General features: G+C 69.5%; 16 protein-coding genes and 1 pseudogene. 9 read left to right on the forward strand and 8 right to left on the reverse strand.

Features of this window, described 5'->3' with window-relative positions:
* Positions 1 to 21: 21 nt before the first annotated feature.
* Genes ACWIYF_RS19270 through ACWIYF_RS19280 form a run of 3 tightly spaced genes read left to right on the forward strand, consistent with a single transcriptional unit; the run spans position 22 to position 4265 of the window.
* A complete protein-coding gene (locus ACWIYF_RS19270) occupies positions 22 to 486 on the forward strand; it encodes a (2Fe-2S)-binding protein (RefSeq protein ID WP_448624446.1) in 465 nt (154 codons plus the stop codon).
* Position 487: 1 nt separating this feature from the next.
* A complete protein-coding gene (locus ACWIYF_RS19275; protein WP_448624447.1) occupies positions 488 to 2833 on the forward strand; it encodes a xanthine dehydrogenase family protein molybdopterin-binding subunit in 2346 nt (781 codons plus the stop codon).
* A 37-nt stretch (positions 2834 to 2870) separates the two neighbouring features.
* Complete coding sequence (locus tag ACWIYF_RS19280) at positions 2871 to 4265, forward strand: amidohydrolase family protein (protein ID WP_448624448.1); 1395 nt, start codon at positions 2871 to 2873, stop codon at positions 4263 to 4265.
* A 163-nt stretch (positions 4266 to 4428) separates the two neighbouring features.
* Here ACWIYF_RS19280 and ACWIYF_RS19285 read toward each other — a convergent pair whose 3' ends face one another.
* The 5 genes from ACWIYF_RS19285 to ACWIYF_RS19305 form a co-directional block, all read right to left on the reverse strand.
* Positions 4429 to 4767 (reverse strand): histone-like nucleoid-structuring protein Lsr2, encoded by a 339-nt coding sequence (locus ACWIYF_RS19285; protein WP_448624449.1) that lies wholly within the window; start codon positions 4765 to 4767, stop codon positions 4429 to 4431.
* Positions 4768 to 5402: 635 nt separating this feature from the next.
* Positions 5403 to 6266 (reverse strand): diguanylate cyclase domain-containing protein, encoded by an 864-nt coding sequence (locus ACWIYF_RS19290; RefSeq protein ID WP_448624450.1) that lies wholly within the window; start codon positions 6264 to 6266, stop codon positions 5403 to 5405.
* A gap of 1449 nt (positions 6267 to 7715) precedes the next feature.
* Positions 7716 to 8234 (reverse strand): hemerythrin domain-containing protein, encoded by a 519-nt coding sequence (locus tag ACWIYF_RS19295; protein ID WP_448624082.1) that lies wholly within the window; start codon positions 8232 to 8234, stop codon positions 7716 to 7718.
* A 397-nt stretch (positions 8235 to 8631) separates the two neighbouring features.
* Entirely contained in the window at positions 8632 to 9375 is a 744-nt protein-coding gene (locus tag ACWIYF_RS19300) for an SDR family NAD(P)-dependent oxidoreductase (RefSeq protein WP_448624451.1), read from the reverse strand.
* Between the two features lie 51 nt (positions 9376 to 9426).
* Positions 9427 to 10194, reverse strand: coding sequence for an SDR family NAD(P)-dependent oxidoreductase (locus ACWIYF_RS19305; RefSeq protein ID WP_448624452.1), 768 nt, complete (start codon positions 10192 to 10194; stop codon positions 9427 to 9429).
* A gap of 172 nt (positions 10195 to 10366) precedes the next feature.
* On the opposite strand from ACWIYF_RS19305, the gene ACWIYF_RS19310 reads away from it, so the two are divergent.
* From ACWIYF_RS19310 to ACWIYF_RS19325, 4 genes and pseudogenes are all read left to right on the forward strand, one after another.
* Positions 10367 to 11140, forward strand: coding sequence for a GntR family transcriptional regulator (locus ACWIYF_RS19310; protein ID WP_448624453.1), 774 nt, complete (start codon positions 10367 to 10369; stop codon positions 11138 to 11140).
* A 150-nt stretch (positions 11141 to 11290) separates the two neighbouring features.
* The gene (locus ACWIYF_RS19315; RefSeq protein WP_448624454.1) at positions 11291 to 12415 is read left to right on the forward strand and encodes an aromatic ring-hydroxylating oxygenase subunit alpha; all 1125 of its coding nucleotides are present in this window, start codon (positions 11291 to 11293) and stop codon (positions 12413 to 12415) included.
* A gap of 90 nt (positions 12416 to 12505) precedes the next feature.
* Entirely contained in the window at positions 12506 to 12958 is a 453-nt protein-coding gene (locus tag ACWIYF_RS19320; protein ID WP_448624455.1) for a nuclear transport factor 2 family protein, read from the forward strand.
* 220 nt (positions 12959 to 13178) lie between these two features.
* Positions 13179 to 13349, forward strand: a pseudogene (locus ACWIYF_RS19325) (site-specific integrase); the annotation flags it as partial.
* A gap of 422 nt (positions 13350 to 13771) precedes the next feature.
* Here ACWIYF_RS19325 and ACWIYF_RS19330 read toward each other — a convergent pair.
* Together ACWIYF_RS19330 and ACWIYF_RS19335 are read right to left on the reverse strand one after the other, a co-directional pair.
* Complete coding sequence (locus ACWIYF_RS19330; RefSeq protein ID WP_448624456.1) at positions 13772 to 14023, reverse strand: Txe/YoeB family addiction module toxin; 252 nt, start codon at positions 14021 to 14023, stop codon at positions 13772 to 13774.
* Positions 14020 to 14259: a type II toxin-antitoxin system Phd/YefM family antitoxin gene (locus ACWIYF_RS19335; RefSeq protein WP_448624457.1), complete on the reverse strand. Its 240-nt coding sequence runs from the start codon at positions 14257 to 14259 to the stop codon at positions 14020 to 14022. The genes ACWIYF_RS19330 and ACWIYF_RS19335 overlap by 4 nt, the downstream gene beginning before the upstream one ends.
* 75 nt (positions 14260 to 14334) lie before the next feature.
* On the opposite strand from ACWIYF_RS19335, the gene ACWIYF_RS19340 reads away from it, so the two are divergent.
* Positions 14335 to 14700, forward strand: a complete 366-nt coding sequence (locus ACWIYF_RS19340) for a hypothetical protein (protein ID WP_448628805.1) — start codon at positions 14335 to 14337, stop codon at positions 14698 to 14700.
* Positions 14613 to 15188 (forward strand): acyl-CoA dehydrogenase family protein, encoded by a 576-nt coding sequence (locus ACWIYF_RS19345; protein WP_448624458.1) that lies wholly within the window; start codon positions 14613 to 14615, stop codon positions 15186 to 15188. The genes ACWIYF_RS19340 and ACWIYF_RS19345 overlap by 88 nt, the downstream gene beginning before the upstream one ends.
* A 259-nt stretch (positions 15189 to 15447) precedes the next feature.
* Here the strand turns inward: ACWIYF_RS19345 and fdxA are convergent, their stop codons facing one another.
* Complete coding sequence (gene fdxA / locus ACWIYF_RS19350; protein WP_448624459.1) at positions 15448 to 15774, reverse strand: ferredoxin; 327 nt, start codon at positions 15772 to 15774, stop codon at positions 15448 to 15450.
* Between the last annotated feature and the right edge of the window lie 380 nt (positions 15775 to 16154).

Genomic DNA, 16154 nt, shown 5'->3' on the forward strand with positions numbered 1-16154 from the left:
GCGTCCGCCGGCGTGAGGGAGATGGCGGTCCGGGTGACGGTCAACGGGGCCGTGCACGAACGGACGGTTCCGGTCCGGCACTCGCTCGCCGACTTTCTCCGCGAGGACCTGGGCCTCACGGGCACGCACATCGGCTGCGAGCACGGCGTGTGCGGCGCCTGCACGGTGCTGATGGACGGCGAACCGATCCGGGCCTGCCTGCTGTTCGCCGTCCAGGCCGACGGAGCCGAGCTGACCACGGTCGAGGGCCTGGCCTCTGGCGACGAGCTGCACCCCATCCAACAGGCGTTCTGGGAGCACCACGGCCTGCAGTGCGGGTTCTGCACGCCCGGCTTCCTGCTCACCACCTACGACTTCCTGCGGGAGAAGCGGGGGGTCACTGACCCGGAGATCCGGGAGGCGCTCTCCGGCAACCTCTGCCGGTGCACCGGCTACCAGGGCATCGTGCGCTCGGTCCGGGCCGCCGACGAGACGTGGGAGCGCTGACATGGGCGTGAAGATGGTCGGCGCCAGCGTCCGGCGCATGGAGGACCCGCGGCTGCTGCGCGGGGAGGCCGCCTTCGTCGACGACATCCGCTTTCCCGGGGTGCAGCACATGGCGGTGCTTCGCAGCCCGCACGCGCACGCCCGCATCCGGTCGGTGGACGTGAGCGCGGCGCGGGACATGGCGGGCGTGGTCGACGCCTTCTCCGCGGCCGACCTCGGGCCCCACCCCCCGGGCATCCCGTTCTTCTACTCCCCTGAGTCCTTTCGCCCCGCTCCGCAGTACCCGCTCGCCACCGACACGGTCCGCTATGTCGGCGAGGGCGTGGCGGTCGTCGTCGCGGAGAGCCGGCACATCGCCGAAGACGCCCTGGAGCTGATCGAGGTCGACTACGAACCTCTCGAGGCGGTGGTGGACGCCTACGCCGCCATCCAGCCCGGCGCGCCGATCCTGCACGAGAACGCCCCCGACAACGTCGCGGCGACCATGGTGTACGAGAGCGGCGACGTCGAGGCCGCCTTCGCCGCCGCAGACCGGGTCATCAGCAAGCGGCTGGACATGCAGCGCTACACCGGCATCCCGATGGAGACCCGCGGCGTCGTCGGGCACCGCGACGTCGTCACGGGTGAGATGACGATCTGGGCCTCCACGCAGTGGCCGCACACGATGCGCACCGTGCTGGCCGGCATGCTCGCCGTCCCGGCGCGCTCGATCCGGGTGATCACCCCCGACATCGGTGGCGGCTTCGGGATCAAGGCCGACTTCTACCCCGAGGACTTCCTCGTGCCGTTCGCCGCCGGACGGGTCGGCCGGCCGGTGAAGTGGATCGAGGACCGCAACGAGCATTTTCTGACCATCGCGCACTCGCGTGAGCAGATCCACGAGGTCGAGATAGCCCTCCGGGACGACGGCACGATCCTCGGCCTGCGGGCCCGGCACATCACCGACTGCGGCGCCTACCAGCGACCGCTCGGGCTGGTGAATGCCTCCCTGGCCGGGACCAGCCTCGCCGGCATCTACCGGGTGCCGGCCGTGAAAGTGGAGGCCGTGTGCGCGTCCACGAACAAGGCCCCCGCCTCGGCCTACCGCGGGGCCGGCGCGCCCGAGGCGACCTTCGCCCGGGAACGCTTGCTCGACATCGTTGCCCGCGAGCTCGGCATGGACCGCGCCGAACTGCGCCGGAGAAACCTGATCACGCCCGAGGAGCTGCCCTACGACACCGGCCTGGTGTCCTTGGAGGCGGCCGTGATCTTCGACAGCGGCAGCTTCCCCGCGGGGTTCGAACAGGCGCTGCAGATGATCGACTACGCCGGCTTCGCCGCACGCCAACAGGCGGCCCGAGAGGAGGGGCGGCTCATCGGCCTCGGGATCTGCGTCTACCACCAGCTGACCGGCACCGGCCCGTTCGAGGGCGGCAGCGTGCGGGTGGATCCGACCGGCGAGGTGACGATCAATTCCGGCGCCGCCCCTCAGGGGCAGGGCACCGCCACGATGCTGGCGCAGATCGCCGCCGACGAGCTCCAGGTGCCGCACGACTCGATCAAGGTCGTGTTCGGCGACACCGGACGGCTCGCCCACGGTATGGGCACCTACGCCAGCCGGAACGCGGTCATGGCGGGCACCGCCGTGGTCATGGCCGCGACGAAGGTCCGCGAAAAGGCCCTGGCGCTGGCCGCCCATCTGGTCGAGGCCGACCCGGCCGACATGGTGCTTGAGGACGGCTACGCCCATGTCCGCGGTGTACCGACGACCCGGGTGAGCTGGCCGGAGATCGCGGCGGCGGCCACCCCGGGCGGGAACCGGCCGGAAGGCATGGAGCCCGACCTCGAGTCGGTGCAGTACTTCGAGACCATGGCCGCGCCCTACTCCTACGGCATCCACATCGCCGAGGCGGAGGTGGATCCGGACACCGGCGTCACCGCGGTCACCCGGTACGTCGTCGTCAACGACGCCGGCACGATCGTCAACCCCCGCAACGCCGAGGGGCAGATCGTCGGCGGAGTGGCCCAGGGGCTCGGCGGCGCGCTGATGGAGGAGCTCGTGTACGGCTCGGACGGCCAGCCGACGTCGACGTCCTTCCTGGACTACCTCCTCCCCGGAAGCCTCGACGTTCCCGACGTGGAGATCGGCCACCTGGAGACGAAGTCCCCGTTGAACCCGCTCGGCGTCAAGGGCATGGGCGAGGGCGGTGCGATCGGCGGGCACTCAGCGGTGGCCAACGCCGTGGCGGATGCCATCGAGCACCTCGGCTGCACCGTCACCCGCACGCCCCTCACGCCGGCAGCGGTGTGGGAGCTGATGCGGTCGGCCGGCTCACGGGCCCCATCCGGTAGCGGCGCGACGCGGTGATCGGACGCACGACGGTCATCCCCATCCGGGGCGGCCGATGACCGTCACCGTTCTGTCGGGGGCGACGGTCATCACGATGGACGCCGCCCGACGCGTGGTTGCGGATGGGGCGGTGGCCTTCACCGACTCCGTCCTCGCCGTCGGCCCCACGGCCGAGGTCCTGGCGGCCCACCCCGACGCCGACGTCGTCGACTGCGCGGGGCGGGTGGTGCTCCCAGGCTTCGTCAACACCCACACCCATCTGTTTCAGACGCTGCTCAAGGGGCTGGGCGACGACCGAGTCCTGTCGGACTGGTTCCGGACCATGACCGGCCCGTCAGCGGTGCACCTCACCCCCGAGGACTGCTACGCCGGGGCGCTGCACGGGTGCGCGGAGGCGCTCACCACGGGGACGACGACCCTGCTCGACTTCATGTACGTGCACCCCCGGGCCGGCCTCGGCGACGCGGTCGCGACAGCGATGTCGGACGCCGGCATCCGCGGGGTGATGGCACGGGGCTACATGACGGCGGGAGCCGACGTCGGCGCGCCGCCGGAGCTGATCCAGTCACTCGACGTGGCCCTCACCGACGCCGAGCGGCTCATCGACGAGTGGAACTCCCCCGGCTCACGGGTCACCGTGGGTCTGGCACCGTGCATGAGCTGGACGGTGGACGAGGCGACGCTGAGGGAGACCCGAGCGCTGGCCGAGCACACCGGAGCGCTCGTGACCATGCATCTGTCCGAGTCGCCGTTCGACGTCGAGGAGTCCGTCCGTCGATTCGGCGACCGGGACGTGCCCTTCGCAGCCCGCACCGGGTTGCTCGGCCCGGACCTGTTGGCCGTGCACTGCGTGCAGGTCGATGCGCAGGACCTGGACATGATCCAGAAGTCGGACACCAAGGTGTCGCACAACCCGTGCTCGAACCTCTACCTCGGGTCGGGGTTCGCGCCGGTTCCTGCGATGCACCGACGCGGGATCACGGTGGGCCTGGGCTCCGACGGGCCGGCATCGTCGTCGAACCACTCCATGCTGCAGGCGATCAAGTTTGCCGCCCTCCTGCACAAGGGAGTGCACCGCGACCCGGAGATCATGACGGCGGAGAAGGCGCTGGAGATGGCGACCATCGACGGCGCCCGGGCACTGGGTCTCCACGAGTCGATCGGATCCCTGGAGGTGGGCAAGCGGGCCGACGTCGTGGTGCTGGACATGTCCAACCTCTGCCTCACACCAGTGCACGCAGCGGTCTCCTCGCTGGTCTACAGCCAGCGGGGTGACGAGGTGGATCGGGTCTACGTCGACGGCCGCCTCGCGGTGGACGGCGGGGTACTGGTCACCGTCGACGAAGCAGAAATCCGGTCCCTGTCCTCCACGGCGGCCGCGGGTCTTGCGGCGCGTGCAGGCACCGACCGGCTCGCCGTCCGGGGCTGGCGGTCGCTCGTCGGGGCCTGACGCGAGGGTGGCAACGCCTCGAACAAGGCCACGTGCAACGACAATGTGCTAGCGGGCTCGACGGGGCCGACGGTGTCCAACCTGCGGAAGCCTCCGGGCCTTCACACGACGCAAGCGGCCCGGCGTCACGCCTGGGACCGACCCTCCGTCCCTTCCGGAGAGCTCAGTTTCCGGCGGCGCGGAAGGCCTCCAGGACCTCGGCCTTGATGCGCCCACGTGGGGACACGGTGTAGCCGTTGCTGGCGGCCCAGGCGCGAACCGCGGCCGGGTCGAATCCGCTGAAAGGCTTGGCCGGCTCCCCGGCAGCCCCCGCAGCGCGACTCTTACCAGAGACCTTGCGTGCGACGGCGATGTAGCGAGCGAACGAGTCCCGCAGCTGCGCGGCGTTCGCATCGGTGAGGTCCAGCTCGTACTCGCGGGAATCCAGACCGAAGCGCACCGTGGCGTCGGCCGGCTCCCCGGTCAGGTCATCGACCAAGGTGACGACGGTCTTCTTTGCCATAGCGATCATGATTCACGCAGGAACCGGGATTGCCCATGAGACTGCCGGCACGCTCATCCCATGGTGCAAGACAGGTGGCCAGGACGGCGCCGCGATCAATCGCAGGCGACAGTCCTCCCGGGTCGGCCCGTCACACCTGAAGCCCGCCGACTCCCACGCTGCCCCGACCTCGCCGGCTGGTGCGCTCCGATACGCGCCCTGCTGGCCAAGGAGCCCGAGGGCGACGACGACTGGCACGGCGAGCACGTCCACACCGACAGCCGGGCCCGCCGAGATCACTGATCCTCTGAACGCAGGCGCCGCCGCAGTGGCGGCTGCGTTGTGCCGAGGGGTGACCGCCCACTGGCTGGCGCCTCAACATCCACAACCACGTCAGCCGCCCTCGCCCGCGAGACCGCCGACCGGATGCGGCGCGCTGCTGCTGACAAGTAGGGCGGAGCAACTGCGACCAGCACTGCAACCCCTCGATTCGTCGAGCGCGGGGAGACGAAGAGAGCCCTGCTCAGGCGGGGGGCTGGACGGCGACGGCCGTGCGTGGACCAGGCGAACCACGTCAATGGCAACCGCAATGACGGGTCGGCATCCGGCAGCGGCCGGTCGAGCAACGGTCACGGCACGGCAAACGACAGCCCGCGCTAAGCGACGGCGTAGCGCTTGCGGTTCCTCTTGATCTCGTACATGTCGTCATCGGCGTCGGACAGAGCCTGGGCCGCGCTGCTGCCGTCGGTGGCCACGACCTTCATGCCGACGCTGACGTGAACCGACAGCGTCAGCTCGGCCAGGTGCAGTGGGTCGGCGCAGAGCTTCTCGACGCGAATGCGCATCTCGTCGGCGTCCGCGGCGGTCGGCAGGTGCGCCACCAGTACGAATTCGTCGCCCCCGAGGCGGGCGACGGTGTCCTGCTCGCGCAGCGCGTCCCGCAGCCGGGCGGTCAGCGTGATCAGCACGCGGTCGCCGACGACGTGACCGTGGCGGTCGTTGATGTTCTTGAAGTCATCGACGTCGAGGTAGAGGACGGCGACGACGCCGCCGGCGCTGTCGCGGGCGCGCAGCGCGCGCTCGATGTCCTCGTCGAGCCGCGCCCGGTTGCGCGCACCGGTCAGCGGATCGTGCAGCGCCAGCCGGGACAGTTCGGCGTCCCGCAGGCGCCGCTCGGCGATGTCCTCGATGACCACGGAGGCGCCCAGGGCGGCGCCGTCGGCACCTTTGATCAGGGTGGCGGTGACGCGCGCCCAGATGAAGTGTCCGTCGGCGTGCCGGAACCGCTTCTCCACAGCTGGACCGGGGCCGTTCGCGGCGAGCAGTGCGCTGGCCGCCTGCTCGTCCAACGGCAGGTCCTCGGGGTGGGTGAGCGTGCGGTAGCTGTGGCCCAGCAGCCGGTCCTCCGGGTAGCCCAGCAGATCGCACATGGCCCGGTTGACCCGCACGACCTGACCGTCGAGGGCGGTGACGGCCAGTGCGACCGGAACCGCGTCGAACGCCAGCATCACCAGAGCCATCCCATCGAGTCCGTCCGGCGCCGCGACACCCGGTCGCGGTGGACGGTCTGCGCCGGGCCGCCGTGGGTTCGGCATCAGGAAGGTCATGCTGCAGTGGCTCCGGTGGCGGCAGTGCACCGGCCCCCGTGGCCGTGCACGGCCACAGTAGGGGCCGAGTCGCCCGATCGGAACCGCGCACGGGAGGGTCTGCCCAGGGTTCGGTTGCCTGTCCACCTGTAAGGCTGCCGCCACGAGGCTACCCAGACACGGGTCCTCGGCAGCCGATTCGCCCGTTGCTGGGCGTGACGGCGTCTCCAACTGTCATGCCGTCAGGGCCATGAACCGGGCAATGCCCGTTCGCCCGTGCAAGGGAGCGCACGTCGGCTGGCCACGGAAAGGGAGGTGGCGCTGAGCATGAGCCGTGGACAGTAGGCCGCTGCAGCCCCGACGGCCGGAGCGCCCGCTGGACCGAGCACCGTCGGGCCTGCCGCGAGGAGTTCGTCGACGCCGCGCTGGAAGCGGTCCGGCGCACAGGTCCAGAGCTTGCGGTGGACGACGTCGCCCGTAGTGCAGGAGTTTCCAAGACGGTCATCTACCGCTACTTCGCTGACAAGAACGAGATCGTCGACGCCGTCCTCGAGCGAGTCCTCGGACGGATCCTGCTCCCCCGACTGCTGCACGAACTGGAGCTCGGGCGCAATGACGGGCGGGTCCGGCTGCGCGCGGTCATCACGGCTCTCGTCCGGCTGATCGAGGAGGAGCCCTCGCTGTACCGCTTCGTCTACGCGGGCCGCGACCGACCGGTGGACCCGGTGGCGGCCGCTCAACGGGAGATCGCCGAGGCCCGGGCCGCGATCATGGCCGAGCGGCTGCGCGCGGCCGGACGTCCAGCGGGAGCCCGCGACGATCTGGGCGTACGGCGTCGTCGGCATGGTCCAGCTCGCGGCGCACTGGTTGTATGCCGACCGCAGCCTGCCCGCCGCCGACCTCGTCGACAAGCTCACGGCGCTCGCCAGCGACGGGCTGGCCGCCCTGCTACCCCGAGACGGCCCGCGCGCCCGGCCCCCTGGCCCCCAGCCGTCGGCCGCGAGTCCGCGGCCATTCACGGAAGTCCATCTGCGCAGCTCAAGCGACATACGGAACGACGAAGAACCGCAGGGAGCCGCCCCGGACAGGGCGCAATGGTGGTCAAAATGGTGGTCAAGGATCGCCGGCCCGACCTGCAGGATGCGTCCTCTCCTCCGCCCGAGCTTCCGTTGCCGAGCGTGACGACGTCTCAGAGGTCTGCACGTGCGCGCCTGCGGAGTCCTGGACATCGTCCGCGAAGGCACCCGCGCGAAGTCGCGCTGCTGGCGACCGGGCGAGACCCGTCGGAGTGTCCCTCCTGCTACTTTCTCGTGGACGTCCCCCCGATTTCAGACACCTGCCCGCTGACAGCTGCGCCGACCGCGCGCCCATGGGGCCGCGTCCTCAGAGGGACGGCTCCCCCTCCGGTACCTCGGTCGCCACCACCTCGGATACCTCTGCGTCCTCACCGGACAGCCCGTCGCCCTGCTCGTGATCGTCGTGGAAGGCCAGCCAACGCATCCCGAGGGCCTCCCGCTGCTCCTCGTCGACGGACTCCTTGAACGGTGGAAAGAAGTCCACCTCCTCTTCGGTCATGTGGTCGGCGTTGACCTGCCGCGTGGTGTGCACCGCCTCCCACCAACCCTCGCTGCCGACCTGCTGCTGCACGACGGCGGCCGCGGCGTGCCGGATCTCGTTGTGGTCGTGCACGCCCTCCGCCGTCTCCTGCTCGCCACCCGCCTCCTGGGCGAGCAGTGGGTAGAACAGCTGCTCCTCGGCGACGGCGTGCACCTCGAGCTTGGCGTGCAGCGCCTCCCACGCCGCGGCGAGCTCATGGTCGGGCAAGGTCTCGAGCGCGGCGAAATCCCGCCGGAAGACCTCGTGCTCGGCCAGTACCAGGGCGGTGATCTCGAAGTCGGACATGACAGACCCCTACCCGCGTCCGGTCACCGGTTCACCGCCGACCAGCTCCGCTTCGCACGACATCCGACCCACCCGGACTGCTGCCCCGCCAGCGACGGCGAATTGCAGCACATGGCCGGCCCGCACACTGCCGGCCGTCATGATCGCGTTCATGGCGGTTCGCGGCCGTTCCGGAAGCCGCTTGAAGTGGGCTTATGGACGGCCACGAACGTGAGCGCACAACCGCGGACGACCCGAACTGCAACCACAGCTGCAACCACGGCCGCCAGCCCTTAGCGATGCTTATCGGTTCCCTTCGCGGGCGCAGAGAGGCGACGCGGTCAAGATCGCGTCACCATCGTCGTACTCGAAGACAGCAGTCCGGACGACTCGATGAAGTGGTCCGGTGCCGCGCGGACTACGCATCCAGCCGCGGCGGCGGGAGGGCCTGACCGCTTCCTGCTGTGACGCCCCCGTCGACTGGCAGCGCCACGCCGGTGACGAATGACGCCCCAGGCGAGGTGAGGAAAGCGATGACCTCGGCGACCTCTCGCGGTTCGGCCCACCGTTGCATCGGCACCATTCGCCGCAACGACTCGTAACGCTCGGCGCCTTCGGCGATGTGTGCCGTCATGCCGGTGCGGATCGGCCCGGGCAACACGGCGTTGACCCGGATGTCGCTTGTCGCGAGATCGATGGCTACCGAGCGCACTAGGTTGACGGCGCCGGCCTTGGCCGCGGCATAGGGCCAGCGTCGCGGCTCTCCGCCGAGGCCGGTGACGGAGGCGGTCACCACGACCGAGCCGCCTCCGGCTCGGCGCAGCGCCGGGATCGCGGCACGCAGTCCGAGGACGACCGCGCGCAAGTTGACCGCGATCGAGCGGTCGAAGACCTCGAGGTCGACCGTCTCGATGTCGCCGGTTCCACGCACGCCGGCGTTGTAGACGGCGGCGTCGAGGCGGCCGAACCGCTCCTCCCCGGCGGCCACGGCGGCCGCGTTCGCAGTTTCGTCGGTGACATCGGCCGCGAAAACCACCGCCCTGTCGTGACCGGCCAGCCACTGCATCTGGGCGGCGGACAGGTCGACAGCGACGACGGACCCGCCCCGTTCGAGCAGCAGCTCCACCGTCGCGCGCCCGATGCCGGACGCAGCGCCGGTCACCAGGGCTACTGGTGGCCAGTTCCTCGTCATCTGCGGTATTCCGGCGGCGTTTCAAAACCCGACGCGCTTGGTGTAGCCGCCGTCGACGACGACGTTCTCGCCGGTGACCCAGCTGGCCACTGGGCTCGCCAGGACGGTGACGATGGCGGCGACCTCTTCCGCGGTGCCCATGCGCTTGGCGGGGTGCTGGTCGCGGTCGCGGACGAATATTTCAGGGCGCCGCTCGCGCAGGCTGTCCCACTTTCGTCCCTCGATGAGGATCGGGCCGGGGGAAACGGTGTTTGCTCGGATCCCGTCGGCCCCCCAGCGTTGGGCGAGTTGTGCCATGTAGTTGATCGTGGCGGCCTTCATGGCGCCGTAGCTGGGGTTGATGGGCACGTCATGGTGCTCGATGGCGGTGATCGTTCCGATCTGCACGATGGCCGCCGCGTCCGACCGGTCCAGGTAGGGCTTGCTCGCCTCGCACAGGGCGACGCAGCCGAGCATGTCGACCTTGAAGTTGACCTCCCACGGGGCGGGTCCGCTGCCGTGCTGCCCGCTGGCGCTAGCGTTGCTGACCACGATGTCGATCCCCCCGAGCGCCTCGGCAGCGCCGTCGACCCATCGGCGCACCGCCCGCTCGTCAGCGAAGTCGCACGTGTGACCGACTATCGCGCCGTGGGTGCTGAGCTCCTCGACCGTCGCCTTGACGCCCTGCTCGTCGCGGGCGCAGATGGCGACGCTCACCCCCTCGCAGAGCAGTCGGGACGCCACCGCACGGCCGATCCCGTGGCTGCCACCCGAGATGATGGCGCGCCTGCCGGCGAGACCTAGGTCCATGACGTGCTTCCTGACCGGTTGACGTGGACTTGCTGGATAGCCCGGGTGACAACTGCCCCCCACCCGTCCAGCCGAACCGCGGCGTTGAGGCACGATAGGTCGTATAGATGACTGTGACAAGGGCTGGCGGCTGCGCCCGGGCGCATCCGCGATGCTGCAGTAGCGTGCGCTCATGACCGGGTCCGAGGGCGGACACCTGCCGCTGTACCGGCGGGTGCGCCAGGTCCTGGCCGAACGGATCGCGACCGGCGAGTATCGCGCCGGCGACAAACTTCCCAGCGAGCCCGTGCTCGCCGCCGAGTTGGGCGTGCACCGCTTGACGGTGCGGCGGGCGCTCGAGGAGCTGGCCCGGGAAGGACTGCTGCACGCGCGGCAGGGGGCCGGCACGTTCGTCACTCAGCAGCCCAGCCCGATCGCCGTGACGATTCCTCTGTCGCGCGAAGAGTTCTTCACGAGCCTGCGTTCGCAACTGGAGGCCGAGGGACAGCGCTACCGCGACGTGCTCATTTCCACCGAGCACACCGAGAACGATGCCGTCCGTGGAGAGCTGCGGTATCCGCGCGGTCGGCTGCGCCGGGTCGACAGCAGACTCGAGGTGAACGGTGAGCCGTGGGTGTGCTCGACCGCGTGGGGCCCCGACGCCCAGCTCGAGGACGTGGCGGCGCGATGGAGGGAGACCGACGGCGTCTACGGGCTGCTGCTCGACCGCGCAGACGGGCCGCTGCGCTATGTGTGGCGCTCATTCGGGGCGGAGGCGGCGAGCGCCGAGGACGCGGACCAACTGGGCATCCGGGTCGGCGCGCCGGTATTGGTGCGCGAGGGACTGACCGCCGACGCGCTCGGCACACCGGTCCTGAGAATCCGCAGGCGCGCTCGCGGCGACCGTGTCCGCTACGTGCTCGAGTACTCCACCCATCCATTGAGGGGCTCCGGACCGGCGGGTTGACGGCCCGAGCGACGGACCGCCACACTTACTCGTATAGATGACTAGCGGCCCCACGGGTGCCGCCAGACGCCATGGAGCCCTGTGTCTACGCCGCCGTACATCCCCGCGCTCGACTTCACGCCTGCTCTGCGGGAGGACTCCATCAACGTGATGCGCCGGCTCGTCGGTCACTTTCAGAGCAGCACCACCGATCAGGCACCAGAGCAGTACATCGAGCCGGTCAGCAACTATCGCGACCCGGAGATCTGGCGTCGCGAGGTCGAGGGCATCCACCGCCGGGTGCCGCTGCCGGTAGCGCTGTCGGCGGAGCTCCCCGAGCCGGGAAGCTACAAGGCCGTCGAGATCATCGGAATGCCGGTGCTGATCACCCGGGACCGCTCCGGCGCCGTGCGGGCGATGATCAACGCCTGTCGTCACCGGGGGGCGGAGCTGCTGCCCGAAGGTGTCGGCAAGGCCAGGCGGATCACCTGTCCCTACCACGCCTGGTCCTACGACCTGGCCGGCTGCCTCGTCGGCGTTTACGGCGAGGAAACGTTCGGGCCGGTCGACCGGGACGCGATGGGGCTGCTGTCCCTACCGGCGGTGGAGCGAGCCGGCTTCGTGTTCATCTCCCTCGACCGGACGGCGACCCTAGATCTGGACGAGTGGCTCGGCGACATGGCGCCGCTGCTCGACGGCCTCGGGCTCGATCGCTGCTTCCTCCACGGGACCACGCACCTGCCCGGACCGAACTGGAAGCTGGTCGTCGACGGCTACCTCGAGGGCTACCACTTCGCGTCGCTGCACACCACCACGGTATTCCGGACCAACCACTCCAACATGGCCACCTTCGACGCCTTCGGCCCGCACATGCGGGTCGCCTTCGCGTTGAAGACGATCGGCGGTTCGGTCGACCTCCCCGAGCAGTCCTGGGAGCCGGCCTCGAACGTGGGGCCGATCCTATGGCTCTTCCCCGGTATCGCGATCGCCGGCGGCTGGCGTCGGATCGTCGAGGTGTCGATCGTTCTCCCCGGGACCACGTGGGACACCTCGACCACCGAACAGCACACCCTGCTGCGGCAGCCGCCGCTGGACGACGAGGACATCAAGGTGGCCGACCACGCTCGGGACTGGTTCTACGAGGTCACCCTCGACGAGGACTACCGCACTGGCGAAGGCATTCAGCGCGGTCTCGATGCGATGTCGGGTAGCGACCTCGTCTTCGGCCGCAACGAACCCGGCGTCCAGCACTTCCACCGCACGATCAGCCAGATGCTCGCCCCCGCCCCACGGTGATCCCGGCTGGCCGGATACCACACAGTGGACGGTCGACCCCGCACGAACAAGTTCCACCGGCACGATCCCTGACGGTGGTGGAGGTGCTGGATGCCTGACACGGATCTCGAACCACGCGACGTCCTGGCGATCCACCAGCTGCTCGCGCTGTACGGCCACTGCCTCGACGACGGGGAGTTCGACCGGCTGAGGGATGTGTTCACTCCGGATGCGACGGTGCTCTTCGTCGGGCGCGATCGGCCGCCGATCGAGGGCATCGACGCCATCGTCGAGTTCTTCACCAACGCGGCGGGGTCCTCGGCGCACCACGCCTCGAACATCCTGCTGCGCGAACATTTACCCGGCGAAGTGCACGTGAGAAGCAAGTTCTTCGTGCCCTACACCCGCCCCGAGCACGACGCCCATCGGTGGTACGGCGGGACCTATGACGACGTCGTGGTCGAGACCGACGACGGCTGGCGGATCCGCCGTCGCGTCGTGACCGGGCGCTGGCAGCTGACGACGGACGACCGACCCGTTCGCGAGTACCGCCGCACCTACTAGTCTCCCGCCGGACAGCTCCGGGCAGGCACTACGCACGGGGTCGTAGGCCGCGGCAACCCGCGACACCTCCCAGAACTGCTCGACCGGGGCCTCGACATTGATCCTAGTGCTCTGCCCCACCGGGCCATCCTGCGCCTCATTGCTACTGGAGATGAACCAAGATCAAGTGCTACACACGTTTTTGCATCTCAGGTGAGGATGTTCATCGCCCCGGGCCACCTCGCACACATTCCGCAAGACCGTGGCCACCCGCCTCGACGACGCCGGCCTGTCCGCCCGCCAGATCGCCGACCACCTCGGGCACATCCGGCCCAGCCTCACCCAGGACGTCTACCTCGGCCGCGGCGCCGGCAGCCCGCAGGCCGCGGCAGCCCTCCAGCGCAACCTCTGAGCGCCGGCCCCTGAGCGGCCCGGCTTCACGTGCGGCACCTCGGCCGGGCGTCCACGCCCTGCCGCCTCACCCACCGCCGGTTGCGCGCGGCTGACCTCGATGGACGCGGTCTCGGCAAGCCCGTCGCAGCCCCGCCGCGCTTGTAAGTGATGAGTTTGTGATGCGCGGCCGAATAAATTTATCGCCGAGGAGTAGCCGAACAGGCCGCTGAGCTGGGCCTTTGCTCCCCCGATTGGACTCGAACCAATAACCCTGCGATTTGATCTTGTGGTGATTGGCTGGCGTTGAGACTCGACGACTGAGCAGGTCAAACGCAGTTCGGCTCGTTGAGCAGCGCAGGCTGTTGCTGGCGGTCTGCGGCCATATTGGATGCATAAAGGGTGCACGGCGGCCCAGGGGCGACAGGCTGAGATGGGCCCTGGTCAGTAGTGGTAGCGCGCCTGGAGGATGACGAGCTGATCGCGCTCGACCGTGTACACCAAGCGGTGCTCCTGGTCGATGCGGCGCGACCAGCAGCCCGACAGGTCCCCGCTGAGCCGCTCCGGCTTCCCGGTGCCCGTGGCAGGGTCTCGAGCCGCTTCGCGGATGAGCCGGTTGATCCGTGCGAGCACCTTCCGGTCGTCCGCCCAGCTGGTGTAGTCCTCCCACCCATGGGCGGTGAACGCGATCCTCACTCAGTGAGCTCGTGGGGCTCCACCGAGCCGGCCTTGACGTCGGCCAGGCTCTGCCGAAGGCGCTCGGCGTTGCGCGGCGACTGGAGCAGGTAGACGGTCTCCTTCAGCGACCGGTACTCGTCGGCCGAGACCAGGAAGGCAGTCCCCTTCTTCGAGACGATCTCCACCGCGACCTGATCGGCGTTGACCTCTTCGATCAACGGGAACAGCCGCTGACGCGCCTCGCTGGCAGTCACGGACATGCGGATCCTATCGGCTAGTGGTACGGGAAACTGTACCACTAGGTGTATAGGTCCGCCTAATACACGGTCATGGCCGCCACCGACCAGGAGAAGGGCGCCAACGGCATCTCCGCGTTCGCCGTCCGCCGCGACGACCCGGGCTTCGCCGTCGGGTCCAAGGAAACGAAGACGGGCATCACGGGCTCACCCACCTGCGAGCTGTACTCCACCGACTGCGCCATCCCGGCCGACCGGATCATCGGCGCCGAGGGCACCGGGTCAAAAGCCGCGCTGCGCACGCTGGGGTTCACCCGCCCCACCATCGGCGCGCAGGCCGTCGGATCGCCAAGGGCGCGCTGGACGCCGCGGTGGCCTACGTCAATGACCGCAAGCAGTTCGGCACCAGCATCAGCACCGTCCCGGGCGTGCAGTTCACGCTCGCCGACATGGAGATGAAGATTGAGGCCGCCCGGCACGTGGTCTACGTCGCCGCAGCGGCCGGCGAGGTCGGCCGCCCCGAAGTCACCCGGGTCTCGGGCCTCGGCCAAGGCCTATGCCCCCGACGGCGCGATGGCCGTGACCACCGCCCCACTACCGTGACACCAGGACCCCCGCGGACCTCGCGGTGGCCTGAACCCAGCGTCCGTCAGATCCAGGACGGTTCAGTCGTGGGCACGGCCATGACTACGCAGCCCTCGGTCGAGCGGATCACCCAGCGCGCCTACGGCAGGGCCCCTGATGAGCTCGCCGACCGCATCGAACGCTGGCGGGACGATGGGTGCCTACCGCCCGGGACCGATTCCGAGACTCTCGCGCACGTGCTGTTATCCACGGGGCCAGGTCTCGTCATGCAGGACGCCGTGCTCGGCGACATCGACCTGGACTCGTACACGACTGCGGCGGCCGCGCTCTTACCACCGCAGCGCCCTCGTCTAGAGGCATGAACTCGGCAACTTGATGTTGACATGTACGACTGGTGTTGGGCACCGCTGACTGAGCAGGTCGAATGCCACGTGGGCCTCCGACAAGCCGACGATGTCGCTCCACGGCTCGTGATTCAAGGAAGCGCAAGGCTGGTCATGTCGCAGCGGTCCTCGTCGTGCAGGGGCTGGGCCGCGCGTGGCGTCACCAGTCCACCGCCTGCCTCGTACACCCAACCCGAACGAGGACGTGCCGCCGGCCCGGGCGCGGCTCGAAGAGGCGTCAGTGGTCCCCACCCTGCGGGGGCAGCGCGGCGATCAGCGGGTGGTCCTTGGCGATCTTGCCGGTCTTGGCGGCACCGCCGGGGCTGCCCAGGTCGGAGAAGAACTCCACGTTGGCGTTGTAGAACTCCTTCCACTTGTCCGGGACGTCGTCCTCGTAGTAGATGGCCTCCACCGGGCAGACCGGCTCGCAGGCGCCGCAGTCCACGCACTCGTCGGGGTGGATGTAGAGCATCCGCTCGCCCTCGTAGATGCAGTCCACCGGGCACTCGTCGATACAGGCCTTGTCGAGGACGTCGACACAAGCCTGGGTGATGACGTAGGTCATCGCGCCTTCCTCTCCGTACGCGGGATGCCTGCCCTGGGGCCGGGCGTGCTCAAGGCGGCCGCATCGGGCCGGATCAGTTCGGCGAGCCTCGTGGTCGTACGCGTCGGTGAGTTCGATCTCGTCCCCAGACAGGAGGATGACTGTCGACTGAGCGACGAGAGGGCCCTCCCGTCGCTCGGGATGACCCGGGCACTCGGACCGATCTCAAGGTCCGCGAAGACCTCCGGCCAAGGGGCGGTGTACCGGTAGCGAGGCATGAAACTCCGATCAGGACAGGCAGTCCAATACTGCTGCGCGCATCCGATGGCGAGGAGGGCTGCCGCAGCGCGTCATCGGGGTGGGCGCGGGCCGACCACCGGACCTCGTGCGGCGAGTCTGAG

The sequence above is a fragment of the Geodermatophilus sp. URMC 64 genome (genome assembly GCF_053502555.1).